The sequence below is a fragment of the Streptomyces wedmorensis genome (genome assembly GCF_000716445.1).
Taxonomy (GTDB): Bacteria; Actinomycetota; Actinomycetes; order Streptomycetales; family Streptomycetaceae; genus Streptomyces; species Streptomyces wedmorensis.
Window position 1 is genome coordinate 1 of sequence record NZ_JNWK01000020.1, and the last position, 24329, is coordinate 24329.

Here is a 24329-nt window from a genome sequence, read left to right on the forward strand (position 1 = left end):
CGTTCGGGACGACCCCGTCGCAGCCGTTGGCGATCAGCCAGGCCACGTGCTCGGCGTAGGCGTCGTGGTCGACGGAGCCGTCGCCGCGGAAGGGGAGGGCGGTGGCGACCATGATCCCGTGCCAGGGGTGGGCGCGGGTCACGGAGGCTTGCTCGTGGGCCATGAATGGACTCCCTTGTATGGTGTGTGACATTTTATTGATGAACGCCGAGGCCACAAGGGTTCCGCGGACACTTCCGTCCGACGTGACGTCAGCCCCTGCCGCACGGGGCCCCCGGGCGGCCCGGCGCCGCGGCCGACCTGGATCATCGAACGCATGCTCGTCGCGCTCGTGTCCGTTCTCGCCCTGGTCGTGGTGCTGGTCTGCGCCGTCGCCCGACCGTTCCGCCTGCCCGAGGCCGCCTTCGCGGTGCCCGCCGCCGGGGCCGTCCTCGCCGTGGGCGCGGTCACGCCCGCGGCCGTACGCGAGGAGGCGGAGCGACTGGGACCGGTGATCGGCTTCCTGGCGGCGGTGCTCGTCCTCGCCAGGCTCTGTGACGACGAAGGGCTCTTCCGCGCCTGCGGCTCATGGATGGCACGCCGGGCGCGCCGCCGACCCCAGCGGCTGCTCGGGGCCGTCTTCGCGCTCGCCTCGCTGATCACCGCCGTGCTGAGCCTGGACGCGACCGTCGTCCTGCTGACCCCGGTGGTCTTCGCGACCACCGCCCGGATGGGAGCCCGTCCCGGACCTCATGTGTACGCGAGCGCGCACCTGTCCAACACGGCCTCGCTGCTGCTGCCGGTCTCGAACCTGACCAACCTGCTGGCCTTCACGGCCGCCGGCGTCGGCTTCACCCGGTTCGCGCTGCTGATGCTGCTCCCCTGGCTCGCGGCCATCGCGGTCGAGTACGTGGCCTTCCGGCGTTTCTTCGCCCGCGACCTCGCCGAGCCGGCCGCTCCCGCCGAGCCACCGGCCGCCGCCCCGTTCCCGCTCTTCGCGCTGTGCACCGTGGCCGCGACGCTCGCCGGATTCGGCGTCGCGTCGGCCACCGGCCTGGACCCGGCGTGGGCGGCGGCGGCGGGCGCCGCCGTCCTGGCCGTGCACGCCCTGGCCCATCGCCGTACGACTCCTCGGGCCCTCGTCCGCTCGGCGTCGCTGCCGTTCCTCGCGTTCGTCCTGGGGCTCGGCGTCGTCGTCCGGGCGGTCGTCGACAACGGCCTCGGGTCGGCTCTCGCCCACGTCCTGCCCGACGGCACCTCGCTGCCCGCCCTGCTCGGCACCGCCCTGCTCGCCGCGCTCCTCGCCAACCTGATCAACAACCTGCCCGCCACCCTGGCCCTGGTCCCGCTGGCGGCCGCCTCGGGTCCGGGCTCGGTGCTCGCGGTGCTGCTCGGCGTGAACATCGGCCCCAACCTCACCTATGCCGGGTCCCTCGCCACCCTCCTCTGGCGCCGCGTCGCCCACGACCACGGACACCCCGTGTCCCTCGGCGAGTTCACCCGCCTCGGCCTCCTGACGGTCCCCGCCGCCCTGCTCGCCTCGACCGTCGCCCTGTGGGCCTCACTGCTGCTCATGGGCGTGTGACCGGGGTCGGCCCGGCGACCCGTCCGGGCCCGCGGCATGGCGCCGCAGGGCCGGGCGGCCCTGGTTTCCCGGTGCGGAACCGGCACGCACGGCCGGCGCGGACTCACTCGTTGCGCGAAGCGGGTGGGGACGGGCGAGCCGCCGGGCCGTCGGGACCGGTCGCCGCCCGCCCGTTCGGAGGGTCGCCCGAGTCGGACGAAGAGGCGTCCCGACCGGTGCCGTCCTTCGGCCGGGCGCCGGCCGGCGGGGCCTGGCCGGGCCGCTGATCGCGGCCGCAGAAGGCGGGCACACGGTCCTCGCCTCCGGCCGCGTCCACCAGCCGCCGCCACGCGGCCGGCGGCGGGACCGCGTCGCCGCCCTTGCCCTTCCCGGTGCCCTGGCCCCGGCCCTGCTTGCCGCCCTTCTCGAACGCGTGGCACAGGGCCTCGCGGTGGGCGTCGGGCGGCGGCGCGTGGTGGCCCTCCGGGTAGATGGGGGTGCTGGTCTCCGGCGGTCCGGGCGACGTCGATCCGGCCTTGCCGGGAACGCGCGTCGGTGCGGGCAGGACACCGGCGGGACGTGGTTCGGGGCTCGGGGTGTGGGTTCCCGGCAAGTCGCCGAGGCCGCCGCCGGCGACGGCCACGCCACCCAGCGTGGCACTGGCGAACAGCGCGGCCACGGCCGTCTTGAGGGGCCGTCTCGGACGCCGCCGGTCGGTGGCGGGGGTCCAGTCGTCGCGCCGACGCGTCTCCCGTGAGGCGTGCAGACCCGCGTCACGGGCGGCCCGGAACGCGGCCAGGGCATCCGCCTCGGCCCCCGCCGCCCGAGCCGTCGGGCCCTCGCTCGGGGCGGGAGCACCGCTCGGCACGCCGCTTCCGCTCGGCGCCGGGGCGTCGCTCGACGCCGGAGCACCGCCCGGCACGTCGCTCGCGTCGTCGGGGGCGGGGCGGGCGGGGTCACCGGTGGTGGCGGTGGGTGCGCCGAGCGCGGCCCGCAGTGACCGTTCCAGCGCGCCGTACCCGTGGTCGTCGGACATCCGTCACCTCCCTCTCCCCTTGAGTTGCTTCGCCAGACGCTTCAATCCCCTGTGTGCGGCGGACCGTACCGCACCGGGACGTTTTCCGAGGACCCGGGCGGCGGTCGGTCCGTCGAGGCCGACGACGACCCGCAGGAGTACGGCCTCGGCCTGGTCCCGGGGCAGCCCGGCGACGAGGGCCAGCGCGTGCCGCGTCGACAGGGCGTCGAGGGCCTCGCCGGCCGCGTCGCCCTGGGCGGGGAGGTCCAGCACGTCCTGTTCGATCCCGGTGGGGCGGGGCCGCGACCGTACGCGCCGGAGGTGGTCGAGGGCCCGGTGGCGGGCGATGGTCGCGGTCCAGCCGCGGAAGCCCGCGCCGTCGCCGCGGAACCTGCCGAGGTCCCGGGCTATCTCCAGCCACGCCTCGGAGGCCACGTCCTCGGCGTCCTCGCCGACGATTCCCCGCAGGTACCCGAGGAGCCCGGGGTGGACGATCCGGTAGGCCCGCGCGAAGGCGTCCTCGTCGCCGTGCCGGGCCCGTTCGACCGCCGCGCCGAGTTCCGCGTCGCGATCCCGGCCGTGTGCCGCGGTGGGCGCGTCTCCCGTTCCCTCGCCCACCCGACCCTCTTCACGAACCGTACACACGCGGACTCCGGGCCTCGCCGTGGAGCCGTAGGGCGTACATCCTGTCAGACGATCAACAGGTCCGTGCGAACACCCTGTCGAATCGTCAGCGCCCCTGTCCCGGAACTCCGCCGGGTCTGCGGACCGGACCCCGGCGCGTCCGCGACGACCGCCACCCGTGCAGGGTGAGGAAGTACGTCTGGAGCGACTCGCCGGGCCCTATCTCGAAGCGGTTCACGGTGCGGCCGAGGGGGTTCCACACCCGTCCGTCCGGCGTCCTCACCCCCACCGGGTGCGCGAAGACGGACCGCAGCATGTGGCCCGGCGGCAGGTCCACCCACACCGCCCCGACCTCCCGCACCAGGACCTCACCCACGTACGCCCCGAGTCCCCTCAGCGGCCCGGCGACCTGCTCCCGGCCCGCCCCGCCCCTGCGCAGGCCGTCGATCAGCCGGTCCACCAGCCGCAGGCTCCCCGCCGAGTAGTCGAGCGGCAGCCTCCCGCGCGCGGCCACCCCGTCGACGAACTCGGACGCGTGCCGGCCCATGTCTGCCGCGCACAACGCCACGCATTCGCGGTCCATCGCTGACCACCCTTCCCCATCGAAGCGGCGGGATTCGCCGGATGATCCAGCGGATCCGCCCCCGCGAACATCACGGGCGGGCGACGTGACGCTGGTCACAATGGCCGGTCGAGCACCCCTCGCCCCCCCTGTCGGCGACGTCGGTTTCCGGTCGGTCCCGCGCGGCCGACGAGGGGGCCGCACGCCGGGGCGGTGATCCGCGCACCGCGGCGGGAGGGTGCCCCCGGGGCCCGGAACGACGGGCTTCGGGCGCCGTCACCTGCCGCGCGAGGGTGCGGAACGCGGGCTTCAGCGATCATCAACACGCCCTGGTTCCATACCAGTTACTCGACCCTTCAACCAGGCCGCGACCGGCCTGCGGGTCAAGTCCCAAACCTTACGCACAAATTACACACACCCCCTCTCCATACCCCTTTCGATGCTCTAGATTGACCATGCTTCAGCTGATCGGACACGAGGCGACCAAAATGATCTTTACGTCCGGCACTACGGAGAACCAGCAGTCTCGTCCCCTGCGCCAGACGTAGGGGCGATGGATTCCTGAGCCCGCGAGGGGGCCTCGGGCGTGGGGAGCGCCCGGGGGATTCGGCGGGCCGTCACGCATCTCGAGAGTCCGGCCGGGCGGGCGACTCTGCCGTCGCCAGGGTGGATTGTTCCAGTAAGTCTGCAATAGCCGGTATTCCGTATGCGGGAGGCGGGGGCCTTCCGGGGCGGGAGCCGTGGTGGGCGAACACGTCGGACCACTGGGGACCTGGGGGGTTCTGTGCGGCAAGGGGGAGTAGTCAGCCCGCTTCCGTCGGCGCGCGGGCGTCTGGCGGACGGGGAGATCAGCCGGACCACGAGCGACTGGGAGCAGCGGTACCGCCGTACCGTCATCGTCAGCGACACCGTGGCCACCGCGTTCGTGGTGGCGGCGATCGGCGAGTTCTTCGGGGCGCGGGACGCGGCCAACTGGCACGAGAAGTGGGGCATACTCGCGTTCGGCACCGAGCTGCTGGTGCTGGCGATGCTGGCGGTGAGCCGGGCGTGGGCGCCCGCCGTGCTCGGCCAGGGCGCCGAGGAGTTCCGCAGGCTGGGGCGCTCCCTCTTCATGGCGACCGTCGCGCTCGCCCTCGGCGGGATAGCCCTGACCTCACGCAACATCAAACTCTGGATCTTCGTCGCGATCCCCGCGATAGCGGTCGTCACCATGACGACGCGCTACCTGCTGCGCCTCTGGCTGCACAAGCAGCGGAAGGAGGGACGCTGTCTGCGCCCGGTGCTCGCCGCCGGGAGCCCGGCCACCGTGCGCGACCTGATCACCCGGACGCGGAAGTTCCCGCACCTCGGGTGGCGGGTGGACGCGGTGTGCACGGAGGACGGACTCGGACCCGAAGGCGACCAGCTGGACGGCGTGCCGGTCGTCGGCCGGCTGACGGACGTCGCCAACCACATCCGCCGCGACGGCTACCGCGTCGTCGCGGTCACGCCGGACCCGCACTGGTCACCGCACCGGCTGCAGCGGCTGGCCTGGAACCTGGAGGGCAGCGACGCCGAGATGGTCGTGGCCCCCGTGCTGATGGAGGTGGCCGGCCCGCGGCTGCACGTCGACGCGGTGCTCGGGATCCCGCTGCTGCGGGTCAGCATGCCCTCCTTCACCGGGGGCCGCCGGTCGGTCAAGGGGGTCGTCGACCGGCTGGGCGCGGCGGTCCTGCTGCTGCTGTTCGCGCCGCTGATGGTGGTCGTCGCGCTGCTGGTGATGACGGAGAGCCGGGGCGGGGCGGTCTACCGCCAACGCCGGGTCGGCAAGGACGGCCGCGAGTTCACCATCCTCAAGTTCCGCACCATGGTCGCCGGGGCCGACCGGGCGCGCGCCGAGCTGGCCGACCGCAACGAGGGCGCGGGCCTGCTGTTCAAGCTCCGCCGGGACCCTCGGGTGACCCGGGTGGGGGCGGTGCTGCGCCGGTACTCGATCGACGAGCTCCCGCAGCTCTTCAACGTCCTCACCGGATCGATGTCGCTCGTCGGCCCGCGGCCTCCGTTACCCGAGGAGTGCGCCGCCTACGGCCCGGACATCCGGCGGCGACTGCTCGTCAAGCCCGGGCTCACCGGCCTGTGGCAGATCAGCGGACGCAGCGACCTGCCGTGGGAGGAGGCCGTCCGGCTCGACCTGCGGTACGTGGAGGACTGGTCGCTCGCACTGGACGCGGTGATCTTGTGGAAGACGCTACGCGCGGTGCTGTACGGGCAGGGGGCCTACTGATGCGCGGCAGCGATCGTACGGCCGGCTCGTGGACCGCAGGCCCTGAGGGCCTGCCTGGGGGGAGGAACGGGGCATGAAGGTCAGCGTTTTCGGGCTCGGTTACGTGGGCTGCGTGTCGGCCGCGTGCCTGGCCAGCATGGGCCACCAGGTGGTCGGGGTGGACGTCAACCGGGTGAAGGTCGACCTGGTCAACGACGGCAAGGCCCCGGTGGTCGAGGAGGGGATCGGCGAGCTCGTCGCCGAAGTCGTGCGGAGCGGAGCCTTACGCGCCACCGACGACGTCCGTGAGGCGATCATGGACAGTGAGGTGTCGCTGATCTGCGTGGGCACGCCGTCGGAGCCCAACGGCAGCCTGTGCACCACGTACTTGGAGCGGGTCACCGAGGAGATCGGCGCCGCGCTGGCCGAGCGGGGCGGGCGGCACACCGTGGTGTTCCGCAGCACCATGCTCCCGGGCACCTGCCTGAACCTGCTGGTCCCGATCCTGGAGAAGTTCGTCGGCGGCACGGCCGGGGTGGACGTCGGGGTCGCGGTCAACCCGGAGTTCCTGCGCGAGGGCACGAGCGTGCGGGACTTCTTCGACCCGCCCAAGACCGTCATCGGCGAGCTGGACGCGGGCAGCGGCGACGTGGTGGCGGCGCTGTACGAAGGCCTGCCCGGCGAGGTGTTCCGGGTGCCGGTCCCGACGGCCGAGGCGATCAAGTACGCGGACAACGCGTTCCACGGCCTCAAGATCGGCTTCGCGAACGAGCTGGGAGCCGTCTGCCAGGCACTCGGGGTGGACTCGCACCAGGTGATGGACGTGTTCCTCGCCGACCGCAAGCTGAACATCAGCCCCGCCTACCTGCGGCCCGGCTTCGCCTTCGGCGGCTCCTGCCTGCCCAAGGACCTGCGCAGCCTGGTGCACGCGGCGCAGCGGGCCGACGTCTCGGTGCCCATCCTCGCGCACGTGCTGGCGTCCAACGCCGACCATCTGCAGCGCGCGGTGGAGCTGGTCGAGCGCACCGGCAAGCGCCGGGTGGGCCTGTTCGGGCTGTCCTTCAAGCCCGGCACCGACGACCTCCGCGAGAGCCCGCTCGTCGAGCTGGCGGAGAGGCTGTTCGGCAAGGGGTACGACCTGCGGATCCACGACGCCAACGTGAGCCTGTCCCGGCTGATCGGCGCGAACCGCGAGTACATCGAGACCCGGCTGCCGCACCTCGCGCAGCTCCTCGCGGACTCCGTCGACGACGTGCTCAAGCACGCCGAGGTGTGCCTGGTCGGGACCAGGGATCCGGCCGTGCTGTCGGCACTGCCCCACGGGGACGGCCCGGTGATCATCGACCTCATCCATCTCCCCGACGCGGACGCGCGCCGGGCCGAACCTGGGTACGTGGGCCTTGCTTGGTGAAGAGACCAGTGCCGACCGGCCCGGCCGGCGCGCGCTGATCCTGGTGGAGAACCTGTCGGTGCCGTTCGACCGGCGGGTGTGGCAGGAGTGCACGACGCTGCGCGACGCGGGCTGGGAGGTCCACGTCATCTGCCCCAAGGGCAGCAAGCGGGACACGGAGTCGGAGGTGGAGATCGACGGGGTGCGGATCCACCGCTACCCGTTGCGCGCGGCCACCGGAGGTCCGGCCGGCTATCTGCGGGAGTACGGCTCGGCGTTGTGGCACACCGTCCGGCTGGCCCGGAAGGTCGGCCCGGTCGACGTGGTGCACGCCTGCAACCCGCCGGACCTGCTGTTCCTGCCGGCGCTGTGGATGAAGCGGCAGGGGGCGCGGTTCGTCTTCGACCAGCACGACCTGGTGCCCGAGCTGTACCTCTCCCGGTTCGACCGCGGCAAGGACCTGCTCTACCGCGCCGTGTGCGCGCTGGAGCGGCGGACCTACCGGGCCGCGGACATCGTGCTCGCCACGAACGAGAGCTACCGGGACGTCGCGGTGCGCCGTGGCGGCCGGCGGCCCGAGGACGTGTTCGTGGTGCGCAGCGCGCCCGACATCGAGCGGTTCCACCCGGTGCCGCCCGAACCGGAGTTGAAGCGCGGCAAGCCCCATCTGCTGTGCTACCTCGGCGTCATGGGACCGCAGGACGGCGTCGACTACGCGTTGCGGGCGCTCGCGAAGCTGCGCGACGAGGTCGGGCGGAGCGACTGGCACGCGGTGTTCGTTGGCGGCGGCGACACCTTCGACGCGATGGTGGACCTGTCCCGGCGGCTCGGCCTGTCGGAGCAGGTGCAGTTCACCGGGCGCGTTCCGGACGCCGACCTGGTCCGCTACCTGTCCACCGCGGACGTGTGCCTCTCCCCCGACCCGCACAACCCGCTCAACGACGTGTCGACGATGAACAAGGTCCTGGAGTACATGGTCATGGGCCGGCCCATCGTGTCGTTCGACCTCCGGGAGGCGCGGGTCTCCGCCGGCGACGCCGCCGTGTACGCGCCCCCGAACGACGAGGCCGAGTTCGCCAAGCTCATCGCGCTGCTCCTCGACGATCCGGAGCAGCGGGCCCGGATGGGCGAGACCGGCCGGGAGCGGATCAGCGGGCCGCTCTCCTGGCGGAACTCCCAGCGGTCGCTGCTCGCCGCCTACGCCGCAGCCTGCCGCGACCGCGCCGCCGCGGCCGGCCCGAACGAGGCAGGGACGGGGCCTCGTCGTTGAGCGATGACACGATACGCCTGGTCACGATCGGGCGGATTATCCGTCGGCGCCGACGGCTCCTCACCCTCCTCGTCCTGGTGGGCGCGCTCGTCGGCTACGGCACCTCGCTGCTGCTTCCCCCGCGCTACACGACGTCGGCGTCGGTACTGCTGCCGGGCGCGTGGGAGGAGCGCGAGCTGCTGACGCAGGCGGAGATCGCGACCAGTTCGGTGGTGGTCGACCGCGTCGCCGCCACCCTCGGCTGGGCGGGCGTCGACGGCCGCGAACTGCGGGAACGGGTGACCGCCAAGGTCGCCGACGGGAACATCATCAGGATCTCCGGCACGGCCGAGACCCCGGAGCGCGCACAGCGCCTCGCCGACCAGGTGGCCGTGCAGTTCGTCGGCTTCGCCACCCGGATCGTGGGCGACAACACCGACCCCGAGGCGGCGGCGCGGCTCGAGACGCTGCGGCAGATGGTCGTGCAGACCAACCGCCGCATCACCGAGCTGGCCGACTCGGCCGACCCGGGGCGGACCGTGGAGAGCGTGCAGACCCGCACCGAGCTCGAGAAGCTGCGCACCGCGCTGCGGGAGGCCATCGACAAGCTGGACCAGGCCGACCCGGCGTCCGGCAAGTCCAACAAGGCCAACATGGTCGTCATGGGCCCGGCGGCCCGGCCGGCCGGCGAGGCGCCGCCGACGAGGACGCAGCTCGTCGTCGGCGGGGCGCTGCTGTCGTTCCTGCTGACGGTCGTCGGCCACCTCACCGCGGCGCGGATGAGTCGCCGGCTGCGCGGCGAGGCGGAGATCGCCGCGGCGCTCGGCTCGGTGCTCCTCGGCACCGTCGACGTACCCGCCGAACGGCACGCGCACCGGTCGGAGGGCCGTGGCCCGCGGTACCTGCTGCGCCGGCTGCTCGGCGTCGACACCCGGTGGGACATGCCGGCGCCGCGTACGTCGGGCGACGAGGCCAGCCGGCGGATCCGCTACCGGCGGCTGTACGCCCGCCTCCGGGACCGGCTGCCGGCCGGCCGGCGGCTGCTGGTCGTCGTCCCGGACGGCGACCGGATCGCCCTCCGGGCCGCCGGGCAGCTCGCCGCCGAGGCCGGGGGCGATCCGGCTCCGGGCGCTTCGGGCGGCGACTCCCCCGCGCTGCGGGTCGTGGGCGTGTCGACGTCCCAGCCGCTGGTGCCGGACCACGGCGACGAGTCCGGGGCCCTGGTCGTGCTCAGCGCGGGCAGCTGGACCTCGGCGGAGCTCTCCGGCATCTCCGAGGCGTGCGCGGACGCCGGGCACGAGGTCGTCGGCGTCGTCCTCGCCGGCACGGTCGCGGCGGGTGCGGTGCGGTCGGCCGAGCCTTCCCGGCCCGCCGTCGCGGCGGCGTTCGCGGGGGCCGACGGCACGACGGGAGGTGCGGAGTGACGACACGTACGACACCGGAGCCGTCCGGCGCCGCTCCGCTCCTCGACCTTCAGGCGCTGGTGGTGGCGGTGCGCGGGCGGCGCCGCCTCTGGGGGTCCCTGGCGCTCCTCGGACTGCTCGTCGGCGCGGCGCTGGCGGTCCTGCTGCCGCCGCCGCCCACCGCGGTGACGAAGGTGCTGGTCGCGCACCAGGAGGACCAGCCGAACGACCCCGGGACGCTGATCCGCACCGACGTCGCGCTGCTGCAGACCACCCGGATCGCCGACCAGGCCCTGCGGGCCCTGAAGTCCCCGGTGAAGCCGGAGGACTTCATGAAGGACTACGCGGGCACGGGTCTGACCAACAACCTGCTGCGGATCGACGTGTCGGGCGAGACCGACGCGGAGGCGGTGGCGCGCGCCGGGGCGCTGGCCGACGCGTTCGTCGCGGACCACGTGCGGCGGATACGGGAGGCCGCGGACGCCGAGGCCAAGGCTCTGCTCGACCAGCGCGACCGGATGCGGGAGGAACTGGCCCAGGTCAACACGACGATCGGGGGCGCGTCGGCGCAGAGCGGGCCGAAGGTGTCGGCGGACCTGGAGTCGCTGTTCGCCCGCCGAGCCGAACTCACCTCGCGGATCGCCGACTTCGACCAGCGCGCCGCGGAGGCGAGGATCGGCACGCCCCGGCTCGTCGCCGGTACGCAGATCGTGGACGCCCCGCGCCCAATACGGCACTCCCTGCCCAGGACCGCCGCGACCCAGGCCGGGCTCGGGCTCGTCCTCGGGCTGGTCCTCGGGCTCGCGGTGGCCGCGGTCGGCACGGTGGTGGCGGACCGGCCGGTGCTGCGCCGGGACATCGCGGCGAACCTCGGCGCGTCGGTCGTCGCGGAGCTGCCGCACCGGCCGGCCGGACCGTGGCCGCGCCGGCGGGCCCGGGCGGCGCGCGAACGGCTCGCCGCGTCCCTGGCCCGTACCGTACGCGGCTCCGCGGAACCCGTGTCGCTGCTCGAACTGGGCTGTGAGCGCGGCGCGAGCGAGCTTGCCCTGGACTTCGCCAGGGCGCTGGCGGCGGACGGGCCGCTGACCGTCGTCGACGGTCTGCCGGGCCGGCGGCTCGCCGACCGCCGGCCGGCGCCGGGAGACCCGGCCGTCGTCGGCGGCGAGCGTGCCGCGACCGTGTCGCGTCAGGAGCGCCGGCTCGGCGTCGGCTCGGTGGCGCCCGGCGCGGCGTGGACGGACCTCCGGTACCTCGGCACGCGGACCGTGCTCGTCGTGCGTGCCGGACACGGCAGTGCCGCGTGGCTGCACACGGTGGCCCGGCAGCTCGCGGACCAGCACATCACGGTGCTCGGCGTGGTGCTGGTCGACCCCGATCCGCGTGACCGGACCGACGGCACGTTGTGGGACGGGGCGCGGACCGCGGCGCGCGGCCGGAGCGAGCCGCCGGTCCGGCAGAACGGGTCGGAGCGGCGGCGGGCGGAACGGCTGCCGATGTGGGCGGCGCGGGGATCGGACAGCGACCAGGAGGATCGGTAAGACATGTGTGGCATCGCAGGCACGTACCGTTGGCCGGACGGGAAGGTCGTGGCCGACCGGCTCACCGACACCCTCGCCCACCGCGGTCCGGACGCGGCGGGCCGGTACGGCCATCCCGTCGGCGACGGCGAGGTGCACCTGGGGCACCGCCGGCTGGCCATCGTCGACCTGTCCGAGACGGGCGCCCAGCCGATGGTCTCGGGCGGCCTCGTCCTGACGTACAACGGGGAGCTGTACAACGCGCCGGAGCTGCGTGCCGAACTGGCGGCCGCCGGGGTGCGCTTCCGCGGCACCTCCGACACCGAGGTGGTCCTCGAGGCCTGGCGGCGCTGGGGCACGGACTGCCTGCCCCGGCTGCGCGGCATGTTCGCCTTCGGGATCTTCGACGAGCGGACCGGCGACCTGGTGCTCGCGCGTGACCAGCTCGGCATCAAGCCGCTGTTCCTGCTCCGGCGCGGCGAGGGGCTGGTGTTCGCCTCCGAGCTCAAGGCGCTCGCCGCCGTGACCGGCGGGAAGCTGGAGGTGGACCACGCGGCGCTGGTGGCCTCGCTCCTCTACTACTGGGTGCCGGACTCGCGGTGCGCGTTCCGCGAGGCGGAGAAGCTGCCGCCGGGGACCTGGCTCCGCTGCCGGCCCGACGGACGGGTGGAGCGCGGCCGGTTCTGGAACCTGAAGGACGTCGCCGCCGAGGGGCGGGAGCGGGCCCGGAGCGGCGAGCTGCCGGACCTGGCCGCCGTCGTCGCGGAGTCGACCCGGCGCCATCTGCTGTCCGACGTGCCCGTGGCGACGTTCCTCTCCGGCGGTCTCGACTCCAGCTATCTGACCGCGCTGGCGGCCCGCGACCGGCCGGGGATCTCGGCCTACACGATCGGGTTCCGGGCCGAGGACGCCCGGTTCGAGGCGATGCCGGACGACCTGCGCTACGCCCGGCAGGTGGCCGAGCGGTTCGGCGTCGACCTGCACGAGATCGAGATCGCTCCGGACGTGCTCGACCTGCTGCCGCGGATGACGTACCACCTGGACGAGCCGATCGGCGACCCCGCCGCGATCAACACGTTCCTGATCTGCTCGGCCGCCCGGGAGGCCGGGGTCAAGGTGATGCTCTCGGGGATGGGCGCCGACGAGCTGTTCGCCGGCTACCGCAAGCACCTGGCCAACCTGCTGGCGCTGCGCTACCAGCGCGTCCCGCGGCCGCTGCGGCGCGGTCTGTCCGCCGCCGTAGACCGGCTGCCGGTCGCCTCGGCCCGCCGCGGGTACCGGTCGGTGCGGTTCGCGAAGCGGTTCCTGTCCTTCGCGGATCTGCCGGAGGAGACCGCGTTCCGGCGCAGTTACACCATGTACGACCAGGAGGAGCTGCTGGCCCTGGTCGATCCGGACCTGGCCGGCACGGTCGACGACGTGCTGACCGAGCACGCGGACGTCTACGAGGACAACGACCTCGACGACTTCGTCAACCGCATGTGCCTGGGCGACGCCCGGATGTTCCTGCCGGGCCTGAACCTCGCCTACACGGACCGGTCGAGCATGGCCGCGTCGACCGAGGTGCGGGTGCCGTACGTGGACGTCGAGGTGGTGAAGGCGGCGTTCGCCGTGCCCGGCGACCGCAAGATCGTCGGACGGCAGGGCAAGGCCGTCCTCAAGGAGGCGGCCACCTCGATCCTGCCCCGGGAGATCGTGTACCGGCCCAAGGGCCTGTTCAGCGCCCCGCTGCGGGCCTGGATGAGCCGGGACCTGGCACCGCTGGTGCGCGAGGTGGTGCACGACGGCGTGCTCGTCAACTCCGGGCTCCTGCGCCGTGACGCGCTGGCGCGCATGGTCGCCGAGGACGCCGCCGGGCACCGGGACTACTCCAAGCATCTGTGGCATGTGCTGACCCTCGAGTACTGGTACCGCGGCGCGACCGCCGGGTCCGGCCAGAACTCCCCCTCGACGACGGCGTAGAGACAAGAGGACATCGGTGAAACAGGTCGTGCAGAACTACAAGAGCGGCGAGCTGACGGTGCTCGACGTGCCGGTGCCGGGGTGCAAGCCGGGCGGTGTGCTGGTGCGGACCGCCTACTCGCTGATCTCCACCGGCACCGAGCTCATGAAGGTGTCCGAGGCCGGCATGTCGATGCTGGGCAAGGCGCGTTCCCGGCCGGACCAGGTGGCCAAGGTCGTGCAGAGCGTCGCCACCAACGGGGTGCCCGCCACGTACCGCAAGGTGATGGGCAAGCTGGACTCGTACACGCCGCTCGGCTACTCGCTGTGCGGGGTGGTCGAGCAGGTCGGCGCGGGCATCGACGACGTGAAGGTCGGCGACGTCGTGGCCTGCGCCGGCAACGAGCACGCGTTGCACGCCGAGCTGAACTGGGTGCCGAAGAACCTCTACACCCCGGTGCCGGACGGTCTCGCGCCCCGGCACGCGGCCTTCGGCACCGTCGGGTCGATCGCGTTGCAGGGCGTCCGCCAGGGTGAGCCGCAGCTCGGCGAGGTGGCGCTGGTCATCGGCCTCGGACTGATCGGGCAGCTGGTGGTGCAGCTCCTCGTCGCCTCGGGCGTCCGCGTCGTCGGCGTCGACCCCGACCCGGCGCGCTGCGAGCTCGCCGAGCGGCTGGGCGCGGACGCGTGCGGCGATCCCGGCTCCGCGGCCGTGGAGGCCTCCGTCGCCGAACTCACCGGCGGTCACGGCGTGGACCAGGTGTACCTGGCCGCCGGTGGCGGCAGCAACCAGCCCGTCGAGCTGGCCGCCCGGATGAGCCGGGACCGCGGCCGGGTCGTCGACATCGGCAAGTGCCGCCTCGACCTGCCGTGGAACGCGTACTACGAGAAGGAGCTCGACGTCCGGTTCTCCCGCTCGTACGGCCCCGGTCGCTACGACCCGGAGTACGAGCTCGCCGGGCGGGACTATCCGATCGGCTACGTCCGCTGGACCGAGCGCCGCAACCTGGCGTGCTTCCTCGACCTCCTCGCCCGCGGCCGCGTCGACGTGGAGCCGCTGGTGTCCCACGTCGCCGACTTCGACGACGCCGTCGAGACGTACCAGTCCCTGAAGGACGGCGCGTTGAAGGCCGTGGCCGTGCTGTTCCGGTATCCCGGGCAGGCGGAGGCGGCGGGGACCGAGGCGGCGGCGCCTGTGGTGGCCGTGCCCTCGGTGGAGGGGAAGCGGAGTCCGGCCCGGCCCGCCGGGACGCCCGTCCGGCTGGCCTTCGTCGGCGCGGGCAACTACGCGACGTCGATGCTGCTGCCGCACCTGGCCGGGCGCGAGGGCGTCGAGCTGTCCACGGTCGTCACCACGACGGCGCTGTCCGCGGCGAACGCGCGGCGGAAGTTCGGCTTCGCCCGGGCGACCACCGATCTCGACGCCGTCCTGGACGACCCGTCCGTCGACGCGGTGTTCGTGGTCACCCGGCACAGCTCCCACGCCGAGCTGACCCAGCGGGCGCTCCTCGCCGGCAAGGCGGTGTTCGTGGAGAAGCCGCTGGCGCTCACCGAGGACGAGCTGGCGGGTGTGCTCGCGGCGGTGGAGAAGTCCGGCAACGACCGGCTGCAGGTGGGCTTCAACCGCCGGTTCTCACCGCTCCTCCAGGAGGCCAGGAAGCGGTTCGGCGCCCGGACCGGTCCGGCGAGCCTCCGCTACCTGGTGAACGCGGGCCGCCTCGAACACGGCAGCTGGTACCTCCGGCAGGACAGCGAGGGCTCCCGGTTCGCCGGCGAGGGCGGGCACTTCATCGACACGGCGAGCTGGCTGCTCGGCGCCGACCCGGTCTCCGTGTACGCGCTCACCACCCCCGGCAACGAGGACCTCCAGGTCGTGCTGCGGTACCCGGACGGGTCCACCGCCACCATCAGCTACGTCACCACCGGCGCGTCCGGCTTCCCGAAGGAGACGCTGGACCTCGTCGCGGACGGCAAGGTGCTGAAGCTCGACGACTTCGTCCGCGCCTCGGTGTACGGCCCCGAGCGATGGGTCAGTTCCCGGCTGCCCAAGGCCCGGGACAAGGGCCAGAACGCCGAGCTGGCCGCGTTCGTCAAGGCCGTGCGGACCGGCGGCCCGATGCCGGTGCCGCTGGAGTCCCTCGTCGCCACCACGGCCGCCACCCTCGCCGTGCGCACGGGCCTGGCGAGCGGCGTTCCGGTGACGCTGGCGGGGGCGCGATGAGCATGAGCGCGGGCTGGTACCTGCGGCGGCTGTCCCGGATGGGGCCGCGGGAGGTCGGCGGCCGGGTGGGCGACACGGTGCGCAGGCGGCGGTGGCGGTCGGCGCGGCCGGACTGCCCGCGGGTGACCGGCGCCCGGTTCACCGCCTTACTCCCCGCGGGAACGGTGGGCGCGATACCTCCGGACGCCGCGAAGCGGCTCGTCGCCGACGCGGACCGGCTGATGGCGGGGCACGCCGAGTTCTTCGGGGTGGACCGCGACGACCTGGCCGACCCGGACTGGTGGTACGACCCGAAGACCGGGCGGCGTGCTCCGTGGGGCTACGCCTTCGACGTGCCGTACCGAGACGAGGAGGCGGTCGGGGACGTCAAGCAGATCTGGGAGCTGTCCCGGCACCAGTACCTGACCGTGCTCGCCGCCGCCTACGCGATCACCGGGGACGAGCGGTACGCCGAGCGCGTGGACGGGCACCTGAGGTCGTGGTGGGCGGCCAACGCCCCGCTGCGCGGGGTGCACTGGACGAGCGGCATCGAGCTGGGGATCCGGCTCCTCTCCTGGGTGTGGGTCCGTCGGCTGCTGGACGGCTGGCCGGGCGCGGCCGGGCTGTTCGAGGACAATCCGGTGGCGCTCCGCCAGATCTGGCACCACCAGCGCTGGCTGGCCGCGTTCCCCAGCCGGGGGTCGTCGGCGAACAACCACGTCATCGCGGAGGCGGCCGGGCAGTTGGCCGCGGCCTGCGCGTTCGGCTGGTTCCCCACCTCGGCGCGCTGGCGGGACGACGCGCTGCGGTCCCTGGAGCGGCATCTGCGGAGCAACACCTTCGGTTCCGGCCTCAACCGCGAACTGGCCAGCGAATACCACGGCCTCGTCCTCGAACTCGGCCTTGCCGCGCTGGCCGAGGCGGACGCGGCGGACGTGCCCGTCCCCGCGACGGTCCGGCTGGTGCTGCTGCGGATGACGGACGCGCTCGCGGCCGTCGTGGACGACCGGCTGCGGCCGCCGCGCCAGGGGGACTCCGACGACGGGCACGGCCTGGTCGTGGACGGTGCGGGCACCGACCGCTGGGGCTCGCTGCTCGCCACCGGGGACGCCGTGTTCGGCCGGCTCCCCTGGTGGCCCGCGGTGACCGGCACCGATGTGCGCACCCCGCTGCTGGCCGCTTTGGTCCGGCCGTACGCGAAGGACGGCACCGGTCGTGCCGTGGCCCGTCCGGCGAGCCGGCCGGCGCACTTCGCCGACGCGGGCATGACCATCCTGCGCGGACCTGAGGGGATCTGGTGCCGCTGCGACGCCGGTCCGCACGGTTTCCTCTCCATCGCCGCGCACGCGCACGCGGACGCGCTGTCGGTGGAGGTCCGCCACGACGGGGTCGACGTGCTCGCCGACCCGGGGACGTTCTGCTACCACGGGCAGCCCGAGTGGCGGCAGTACTTCCGGTCGACCCTCGGCCACAACACGCTGCGCCTGGACGGCGTCGACCAGTCGGTCTCCGGGGGCCCGTTCCTGTGGACCCGGCACGCCCGCAGCCGTGTGCTGGTCGCCGGCACGGCGGGCGCCTCCGGCGGGGGGACGGTCAGCTGGTCCGCCGAGCACGACGGGTACCGGCCCTCGGTGCACCGCCGCCGGGTGGAGCTGACGGCCGCGAGCCGGGAGCTGAGGGTGGTCGACGAGGTGCGCGGTCCGCGCCGGGCGGTGCAGCTGGCGTTCCACCTCGGCCCGGCGATCGCCGCGGAACTGGAGGGGAACCGCGCGGTGCTGACCTGGACCCGTGACGGCGAGGACCGCTCCGCGGCGCTCGACCTGCCCGGGCAGCTGTCCTGGCGGGCCCATCGCGGCGAGAGCAACCCGCCGCTCGGCTGGTACTCCGCCGGTTTCGGGCGCAAGGAGCCCGCCACCACGCTCGTCGGGACCGGTTTCAGCGACGGCGCCGAGCCGTTCGCCACCGTGCTCAGGTTCCACGGCTAGTGGGGGGACGCTTGGGGACCGAGTGGCGGCGGGCGCTGCCGGCGGCACCGCTGGTGCTGGCCCTGCTGGCGGCGACCGGCTGCGAGAGCACGCCGGCCGCGCGGCCGAAGCCGGGCGCCGCCGCGCCGTCCACGTCCGTGGCCCGGGTGTGCGACGCGCCCGCGGCCGGGCCGGCGACGGCACCGGCGGGCGCGGTGACGGTCGATCCCTCGGTGGTCGGCGACCTTGCCGCGAAGACCGAGAGCAGTCCCCCGCGCACCACGTTCTGGCTCCGGCCGGGCAGGCACCTGCTCGAACCGGACGAGTACGCCCAGGTCGTGCCGAAGGAGGGGAACCGCTACCTCGGCGCGCCGGGCGCGGTCCTCGACGGCCGGAAGACCAACCAGTACGCGTTCGGCGGCACCGCCCGCGACGTCGTCGTCCGCCACCTGACCGTGCGGGGCTTCGTCGCGCCGCACGACGAGGGCGTGGTCAACCACGACATGGCCGACGGGTGGGTGATCGAGCACGCCACGATCCAGGACAACTCCGGCGCCGGGCTGATGGCCGGCGCCCGGCAGCGGGTCCGCGCCAGCTGCCTGCGCCGCAACGGCCAGTACGGGATGAACGCCTACAAGACCGGCGACTCCATCCGGGGCCTGGTGGTCGAGGGCAACGAGATCACCGGCAACAACACCGACGACTGGGAGCGGCGGCAGCCGGGCTGCGGCTGCACCGGAGGCATCAAGTTCTGGGCCGTCGACGGCGCCGACATCCACGGCAACTGGGTGCACGACAACCGCGGGGCCGGGCTCTGGGCGGACAACAACAACAACGACTTCCTCATCGAGGGCAACGTCCTGGAGGCCAACGACGGCGCCGCGCTGATCTACGAGACCAGTTACAACGCGGTCGTCCGGGACAACACGATCCGGCGGAACAACTGGGTCGAGGGCCGCCGGTACGCGCAGGACGGCGACGACTTCCCGTACGCGACGCTGTACATCTCCGAGTCCGGCGGCGAACCACGGCTCCGGGCCCGCACGGACAAGGTCGAGATCCACCGGAACCTGCTGGAGGACAACTGGTCCGGGATCACCCTGTGGGAGAACGCCGACCGGTTCTGCAACAGCCCCGCCAACACCTCGACGGGCTACTGCACGCTGCTGGTGAAGGACACCGCCCGCTGCGCGCGGCCGGCGATCGCCGCCGCCCCGCTCCTCGCCGACTGCCGGTGGAGGACCCAGCGGGTGGACATCCACGACAACCGCTTCGTCCTCGACAAGTCCGTCGTCGACTGCACGGCGCTGTGCGACCGGATGGCGGTGCTGGCCAACGAGGGCACCTCGCCCGACTGGTCGCCGTACCTGGGCGGGCAGGTGGCCCAGGCCGTCACCCTCGGGCAGCACAACCGCTGGCACGACAACGTCTACGTCGGGTCGTGGACGTTCGTCGCCCACGACCCGGGCCGGGTCGTCGACGTCCGGCGGTGGCAGGGCGCGCCGTATCGGCAGGACGCGGGCAGCACCTTCCGCACGCGGGACGGTGGTTGAGATGACCGCCGACCACACGTCGAGGATCGTCGGGACGGTCTGGGGGCTGCTCGTCCTCAACACACTGGGCTCCGCCGGGGCGAAGACCATCGTCACCATCCCCCGCTCCCTCATCCAGATGGTCACCATGGGCGCGCTGGTCGCCGCGTTCGCGCTGGCGCTCCTGGTCAACCTCCGGCTCCGCATCCGGGCCAGCGCGTTCGTGTTCCTGCTCACCCTGCTGGTGGCGGTGAGCGTGATCGCCAGCGTGCACCTGGAGTCCGGGTTCGGCGCGCTGTTCCGCTGCGCCCGGCTGGCCGTCTTCGTCGCCACGCTGTGGCTGCTCAGCCGCTGGTGGGACGGCGGCCTGACCTTCGTGCGCCATCACATCCGGCTGTACTTCGCGGTCCTCGTCCTGGTGGCCGCCGGCCTCGCCGCCTCGCCGGGCACGGCCATGCCGGAGTACTACGGCGGGCGGCTCGTCGGCGCGCTGTGGCCGCTCACGCCGCCGCAGATCGGCCAGTACTGCGCCGTGGTCATCGGGCTCACCGTGCTGCTGCTCCTGGGCCGCCGGACCACCGGGGCCGGCGCGGCGGTGATCATCGTGCCGGCGCTCGTCCTGCTCGCGATGACCCACACCCGGACGGCCACGCTCGGCCTGCTCATCGGTCTCGTGCTGGCCATCGGTTCGCTCGTGCTGACCAGCGCCGCGGCCCGCCGCTTCTTCGCCTGGGCGGTGCTGTGCGCCACGGTGGCCGCGGTGGTGTTCAGCTCCGCGCTGCAGGCCTGGTTCCTGCGCGGGCAGAGCCAGGAGAACTTCGCCAACCTCACCGGTCGGGCCAAGGTGTGGGACGCCCTGCTCGCGGAGCCCCGGACGACCGGCGAGACGGTGTTCGGCACGGGTCTCGGCGACAAGTCGTTCGGCGGGCTGCCGATCGACAACAGCTGGCTGGCCGTCTACCACGAGCAGGGGCTGCTCGGCGTCGCCATCGTGGCGGCGATCGTCATCGTGCTGGGCGCCGTCGCTTTGCTGCGGCCGCCGTCGCTGTCGAGGGCCTGCGCGATCTTCCTGATCGCCTACTGCGGGCTCTCGTCGTACACCGAGGTCGGCCTCGGCGACGCCTCGGCGTACCTGCTGCATCTGACCCTGGCCGCGTCGCTGCTCGTGCCGCCCGCCGCGGCCGCGCCCCTGGCGACGGCCGAAGTTCCTCAACGACGTGTCCCCCGATGGGCCAGGAGGTGACCTGAGCGATGCATGTCCTTGTGGTGCACAACCGCTACTCCTCGGCGCAGCCGAGCGGGGAGAACAGGGTGGTGGACGAGGAGGTGGGGCTGCTGCGCGCGGCCGGCCACCGGGTCGAGGTGTTCGAGCGGCGCAGCGACGACATCGCCGGCCGGTCCCTGCTCGGCAAGGCGGCGGTGCCGCTCCTCGTGCCGTGGAACCCGGCGGTGCGCACGGAACTCGCCGCCAGGCTCCGCGCCGAGCGGCCGGACGTGGTGCACGTCCACAACGTCTTCCCGCTGCTCTCGCCCGCGGTGCTCGCGGCCTGCGCCGACGTCGGCGTGCCCGTCGTCGCCACGCTGCACAACTACACGCAGGTCTGCCCGCCCGGCACGCTGCACCGGGAGGGCCGGCCGTGCACCGAGTGCGTCGGGTCGGCGGTGTCGCTGCCCGCAGTCCGGCACGGCTGCTACCGGAACTCGCGGCTCGCGACGGTTCCGCTCGCGGTCAGCCTGTCGGTCAACCGGCGGCGGTGGTGGTCCGGCGTGGAGCGGTTCTTCTGCATCTCCGCGGCGCAGCGCGACGTCCTGGTGCGGTCCGGCATGCCGGCCGGACGGCTGGCGGTGAAGCACAACTTCGTGCCCGATCCGGGCGCCCTCCGCGCGGGCGCCGGCGAGCACGTGCTGTTCCTCGGCCGGCTCGCGGATACCAAGGGCGTGCGGCTGCTCATGGCCGCGTGGGACGAGCTCGCGGCGGACGGCGGCGTGGGCGTGCCGCTCGTGCTGGCCGGCGCGGGGCCGCTGGCGCCCGAGGTGACCGCCTGGGCGGAGGGCCGGGACGACGTGCGGTACGTCGGCCTGTACGACCCGGAGCAGTGTCGGCGGGCCGTCGCCCGGTCGGTCGCCGTGGTGGCGCCCTCGATGTCCCTGGAGACGTTCGGCCTGGTGGCCGCGGAGGCGATGGCGGCCGGCGTGCCGGCCGTCGCCGCCGGTCACGGCGCCTTCGTCGAGCTCGTCGAGGAGGGGGTGACCGGGCTGCTGCACCGGCCGGGCGAGGTCGCGTCGCTCGCGTCCTGCCTCCGCCGGATCACGGCGGATCCGGTCCGCAACCAGGAGATGGGCCAGGCGGCCCGGCGGCGTTACGAGCGGCACTTCAGCCCGGCCGTCGGTCTTGAACGCCTGGTGGAGGAGTACCGCACCGCGATCGCGGTGCGGTCGGAATCGATGGGGGGCAGTAAATGACACGTTGCCGACTCTGCGGCTCGGCGGCGCTCGCGAGCGTCGTCGATCTGGGGGCGACGCCACCGTGCGAGAGTTTTCTCGCCGCCGACCGGCTGGACCTGGCGGAGCCCGCGTATCCGCTGCACCTGCGGGTCTGCACCGACTGCTGGCTCGCGCAGATCCCTCCGCTGATCACGCCGGAGGAGACGTTCGAGGAGTACGCGTACTTCTCGTCGTTCTCGACCTCCTGGGTGGAGCACGCGCGCACGTTCGTCGCCGACGCCGCGGAACGGGTCGGTCTCGGCGCCGACGCGTTCGTGGTCGAGGTGGCCAGCAACGACGGGTACCTGCTGAAGCACGTGGTGGAGCGCGGGATCCGCTGCCTCGGCATCGAACCCTCGGTGAACGTCGGCGCCGCCGCGCGGGACGCCGGGGTGCCCACGCTCACGGAGTTCCTGAGCCCGGACACCGGTTCGGCCGTCCGCGCCGAGCACGGCCCGGCGGACTTGGTCGTGGCCAACAACGTGTACGCGCACATCCCCGACGTCATCGGGTTCACCCAGGGGCTGCGCGCCCTGGTCGCCGACGACGGCTGGGTCTCCATCGAGGTGCAGCACCTGCTGACCCTGATCGAGGACAACCAGTACGACACCATCTACCACGAGCACTTCCAGTACTACACGGTCGCGTCCGCGATCCGGGCGCTGGCCAGCGGCGGACTCGCCCTGGTGGACGTCGAGTTGCTGCCCACGCACGGCGGCTCCATCCGGCTGTGGGCCCGGCCGGCCGAGGTGGCCGGCGAGCCGTCGCGGGCGGTGGCCGACGTCCTGGACCGGGAGAAGGCCGCCGGACTCCAGGAGCTGTCCGGGTACGCCGAGTTCTCCGCGCGGGTCGCCAAGGTGCGCCGGGACCTGCTGCGGTTCCTCATCGACGCCGCCGAGCGCGGCGAGACGGTCGTCGGCTACGGCGCCCCGGGCAAGGGCAACACCCTGCTCAACCACTGCGGCATCCGGCCCGACCTCCTCGCCTACACGGTCGACCGCAACCCGTACAAGCACGGCAGGTTCACGCCCGGCACGCGCATCCCGATCCTGCCGCCCGAGCGGATCGCCGCCGACAAGCCGGACTACGTCCTCGTCCTCCCCTGGAACCTGCGGGCCGAGCTGACCGAGCAGCTGTCCTTCGTGCACGAGTGGGGCGGCCGGCTCGTCTTCCCCATCCCGGAACTGAGCATTGTCGAGGTGACGTCATGAAGGTCGTTCTGTTCTGCGGCGGCTACGGGATGCGGATGCGCAACGGAACCTCCGACGACGTGCCCAAGCCGATGGCGATGGTCGGGCCCCGGCCGCTGATCTGGCACGTCATGCGCTACTACGCGCACTTCGGGCACACGGAGTTCATCCTGTGCCTCGGCTACGGGGCGGACCACATCAAGAACTTCTTCCTCAACTACGAGGAGACGACGTCCAACGACTTCGTGCTCCGGGGCGGGAAGACCGAGCTGCTGTCCACCGACATCTCGGACTGGACCATCACGTTCGCGCAGACCGGCATCGAGTCGCCGATCGGGGAGCGCCTGCGCCGGGTGCGCCACCACCTGGACGGCGACGAGATGTTCCTCGCCAACTACGCCGACGTGCTCACCGACGCCCCGCTGGACGAGATGATCGAGCGGTTCTCGCGGCGCGACGCCGGCGCGTCGATGATGGTGGTGCCGCCGCAGTCCTCGTTCCACTGCGTGGACCTGGGCGAGGACGGCCTGGTGGGGGGCATCACCGCGGTGAGCGACCTGCCGCTGTGGGAGAACGGCGGCTACTTCGTGCTCCGCCAGGAGGTCTTCGACCACATACCGGAGAACGGCGACCTGGTCGCCGACGGATGCGCCGGCCTGGCCAAGGAGGGCCGGCTCGTCGCGCACCGGCACCGCGGCTTCTGGAAGCCGACCGACACCGTCAAGGAGCGGGCCGCGCTCGACGCCGCCTACGCCGTGGGCGACCGCCCGTGGGCCGTGTGGGAGCGGGACGGCGCGGAGGCGAACGCCGGAGCACCCGCGTGATCCGGCTCGGGGCCGGGCGGCCCCTGGAACGGATCGTCGCGGTGGGCGCGCACTGCGACGACATCGCCATCGGCGCGGGCGGGACGCTGCTCACGCTGTGCCGGGCCCGGCCCGGCCTGCGCGTCGACGCCCTCGTCCTCTCCGGCGGTGGCGGCGAGCGCGAGGAGGAGGAGCGGGCCGCGCTCGCCGCCTTCTGTCCGGGCGCCGACCTGCGACTGACCGTGCACAAGCTGCCGGACGGCAGGCTGCCGGCGCACTGGGAGGAGGCCAAGTCCGCCGTCGAGGAACTGCGCGGGCGGACCGATCCCGATCTCGTGCTCGCCCCGCGCACCGAGGACGCGCACCAGGACCACCGCGGCCTGGCGAAGCTGATGACCACCGCGTTCCGCGACCACCTGGTGCTCGGCTACGAGATCGTCAAGTGGGACGGCGACCTCGGACGGCCGGTGGCGTACCAGCCGCTGTCGCCGGACACCGCCGAACGGAAGGTGCGGCTGCTGCAGGAGCACTACCCCTCGCAGCGGCACCGTCCCTGGTACGACCGGGAGGCCTTCCTCGGCCTCGCCCGGATCCGCGGAATCGAATGCCACGCGCGCTACGCCGAGGCCTTCGCCGTCACCAAACTCACTCTCGACCTGGGGGAATGAAC

At 73.4% G+C, this 24329-nt stretch carries 18 protein-coding genes; 15 read left to right on the plus strand and 3 right to left on the minus strand.

The genetic code is table 11. The features are described 5' to 3' along the window. Nucleotides 1–304 precede the first annotated feature (304 nt). Nucleotides 305–1564 carry an SLC13 family permease gene (locus OO54_RS17480; RefSeq protein WP_267888975.1) on the plus strand — a complete coding sequence of 420 codons (1260 nt, stop codon included), beginning with the start codon at nt 305–307 and terminating at the stop codon, nt 1562–1564. Nucleotides 1565–1667: 103 nt separating this feature from the next. On the opposite strand, the gene OO54_RS42440 is transcribed toward OO54_RS17480, so the two are convergent. The 3 genes from OO54_RS42440 to OO54_RS17495 form a co-directional block, all read right to left on the minus strand. Next, on the minus strand, nt 1668–2579 hold the full coding sequence (locus tag OO54_RS42440) for a hypothetical protein (protein ID WP_051787004.1): 912 nt from the start codon (nt 2577–2579) through the stop codon (nt 1668–1670). 3 nt (nt 2580–2582) lie between these two features. Then, entirely contained in the window at nt 2583–3176 is a 594-nt protein-coding gene (locus OO54_RS17490; RefSeq protein ID WP_033204170.1) for an RNA polymerase sigma factor, read from the minus strand. 112 nt (nt 3177–3288) lie between these two features. Next, nucleotides 3289–3765 carry a hypothetical protein gene (locus OO54_RS17495; protein WP_033204172.1) on the minus strand — a complete coding sequence of 159 codons (477 nt, stop codon included), beginning with the start codon at nt 3763–3765 and terminating at the stop codon, nt 3289–3291. Between the two features lie 763 nt (nt 3766–4528). Here OO54_RS17495 and OO54_RS17500 point away from each other — a divergent pair. The 14 genes from OO54_RS17500 to OO54_RS17565 all read left to right on the plus strand — a co-directional run bounded on the left by OO54_RS17500 (nt 4529) and on the right by OO54_RS17565 (nt 24327). After that, nucleotides 4529–6007 (plus strand): sugar transferase, encoded by a 1479-nt coding sequence (locus tag OO54_RS17500; protein ID WP_033204174.1) that lies wholly within the window; start codon nt 4529–4531, stop codon nt 6005–6007. A gap of 73 nt (nt 6008–6080) precedes the next feature. Further along, the gene (locus tag OO54_RS17505; protein ID WP_033204175.1) at nt 6081–7397 is read left to right on the plus strand and encodes a nucleotide sugar dehydrogenase; all 1317 of its coding nucleotides are present in this window, start codon (nt 6081–6083) and stop codon (nt 7395–7397) included. Beyond that, on the plus strand, nt 7387–8646 hold the full coding sequence (locus OO54_RS17510; protein WP_078905237.1) for a glycosyltransferase family 4 protein: 1260 nt from the start codon (nt 7387–7389) through the stop codon (nt 8644–8646). The genes OO54_RS17505 and OO54_RS17510 overlap by 11 nt, the downstream gene beginning before the upstream one ends. Next, on the plus strand, nt 8643–10049 hold the full coding sequence (locus OO54_RS17515; RefSeq protein ID WP_033204178.1) for a Wzz/FepE/Etk N-terminal domain-containing protein: 1407 nt from the start codon (nt 8643–8645) through the stop codon (nt 10047–10049). The genes OO54_RS17510 and OO54_RS17515 overlap by 4 nt, the downstream gene beginning before the upstream one ends. Next, nucleotides 10046–11566, plus strand: coding sequence for a Wzz/FepE/Etk N-terminal domain-containing protein (locus OO54_RS17520; RefSeq protein ID WP_033204180.1), 1521 nt, complete (start codon nt 10046–10048; stop codon nt 11564–11566). Before OO54_RS17515 ends, OO54_RS17520 begins: the two co-directional genes overlap by 4 nt. 3 nt (nt 11567–11569) lie before the next feature. Then, nucleotides 11570–13507: an asparagine synthase (glutamine-hydrolyzing) gene (gene asnB / locus OO54_RS17525; protein WP_033204182.1), complete on the plus strand. Its 1938-nt coding sequence runs from the start codon at nt 11570–11572 to the stop codon at nt 13505–13507. A 16-nt stretch (nt 13508–13523) separates the two neighbouring features. Continuing rightward, nucleotides 13524–15707 (plus strand): bi-domain-containing oxidoreductase, encoded by a 2184-nt coding sequence (locus OO54_RS17530; protein WP_033204184.1) that lies wholly within the window; start codon nt 13524–13526, stop codon nt 15705–15707. Further along, a complete protein-coding gene (locus OO54_RS17535) occupies nt 15704–17671 on the plus strand; it encodes an alginate lyase family protein (RefSeq protein ID WP_033204186.1) in 1968 nt (655 codons plus the stop codon). The genes OO54_RS17530 and OO54_RS17535 overlap by 4 nt, the downstream gene beginning before the upstream one ends. 11 nt (nt 17672–17682) lie before the next feature. Next, nucleotides 17683–19203 carry a right-handed parallel beta-helix repeat-containing protein gene (locus tag OO54_RS17540; RefSeq protein ID WP_033204188.1) on the plus strand — a complete coding sequence of 507 codons (1521 nt, stop codon included), beginning with the start codon at nt 17683–17685 and terminating at the stop codon, nt 19201–19203. A gap of 1 nt (nt 19204) precedes the next feature. Further along, the gene (locus OO54_RS17545; RefSeq protein WP_033204190.1) at nt 19205–20425 is read left to right on the plus strand and encodes a membrane protein; all 1221 of its coding nucleotides are present in this window, start codon (nt 19205–19207) and stop codon (nt 20423–20425) included. Nucleotides 20426–20433: 8 nt separating this feature from the next. Further along, nucleotides 20434–21645, plus strand: a complete 1212-nt coding sequence (locus OO54_RS17550; protein WP_033204192.1) for a glycosyltransferase — start codon at nt 20434–20436, stop codon at nt 21643–21645. Further along, entirely contained in the window at nt 21642–22877 is a 1236-nt protein-coding gene (locus tag OO54_RS17555) for a class I SAM-dependent methyltransferase (RefSeq protein ID WP_017237718.1), read from the plus strand. The genes OO54_RS17550 and OO54_RS17555 overlap by 4 nt, the downstream gene beginning before the upstream one ends. Next, the gene (locus tag OO54_RS17560; RefSeq protein ID WP_017237717.1) at nt 22874–23680 is read left to right on the plus strand and encodes a glycosyltransferase family protein; all 807 of its coding nucleotides are present in this window, start codon (nt 22874–22876) and stop codon (nt 23678–23680) included. Before OO54_RS17555 ends, OO54_RS17560 begins: the two co-directional genes overlap by 4 nt. After that, nucleotides 23677–24327 carry a PIG-L deacetylase family protein gene (locus OO54_RS17565; protein WP_033204193.1) on the plus strand — a complete coding sequence of 217 codons (651 nt, stop codon included), beginning with the start codon at nt 23677–23679 and terminating at the stop codon, nt 24325–24327. Before OO54_RS17560 ends, OO54_RS17565 begins: the two co-directional genes overlap by 4 nt. Nucleotides 24328–24329: the final 2 nt, after the last annotated feature.

Coding starts and splice junctions, on each gene's coding strand:
- OO54_RS42440 (WP_051787004.1), bottom strand. CDS start 2,579: ATGTCCGACGACCACGGGTACGGCGCGCTGGAACGGTCACTGCGGGCC.
- OO54_RS17495 (WP_033204172.1), bottom strand. CDS start 3,765: ATGGACCGCGAATGCGTGGCGTTGTGCGCGGCAGACATGGGCCGGCAC.
- OO54_RS17505 (WP_033204175.1), top strand. CDS start 6,081: ATGAAGGTCAGCGTTTTCGGGCTCGGTTACGTGGGCTGCGTGTCGGCC.
- asnB (WP_033204182.1), top strand. CDS start 11,570: ATGTGTGGCATCGCAGGCACGTACCGTTGGCCGGACGGGAAGGTCGTG.
- OO54_RS17535 (WP_033204186.1), top strand. CDS start 15,704: ATGAGCATGAGCGCGGGCTGGTACCTGCGGCGGCTGTCCCGGATGGGG.
- OO54_RS17545 (WP_033204190.1), top strand. CDS start 19,205: ATGACCGCCGACCACACGTCGAGGATCGTCGGGACGGTCTGGGGGCTG.
- OO54_RS17550 (WP_033204192.1), top strand. CDS start 20,434: ATGCATGTCCTTGTGGTGCACAACCGCTACTCCTCGGCGCAGCCGAGC.
- OO54_RS17555 (WP_017237718.1), top strand. CDS start 21,642: ATGACACGTTGCCGACTCTGCGGCTCGGCGGCGCTCGCGAGCGTCGTC.
- OO54_RS17560 (WP_017237717.1), top strand. CDS start 22,874: ATGAAGGTCGTTCTGTTCTGCGGCGGCTACGGGATGCGGATGCGCAAC.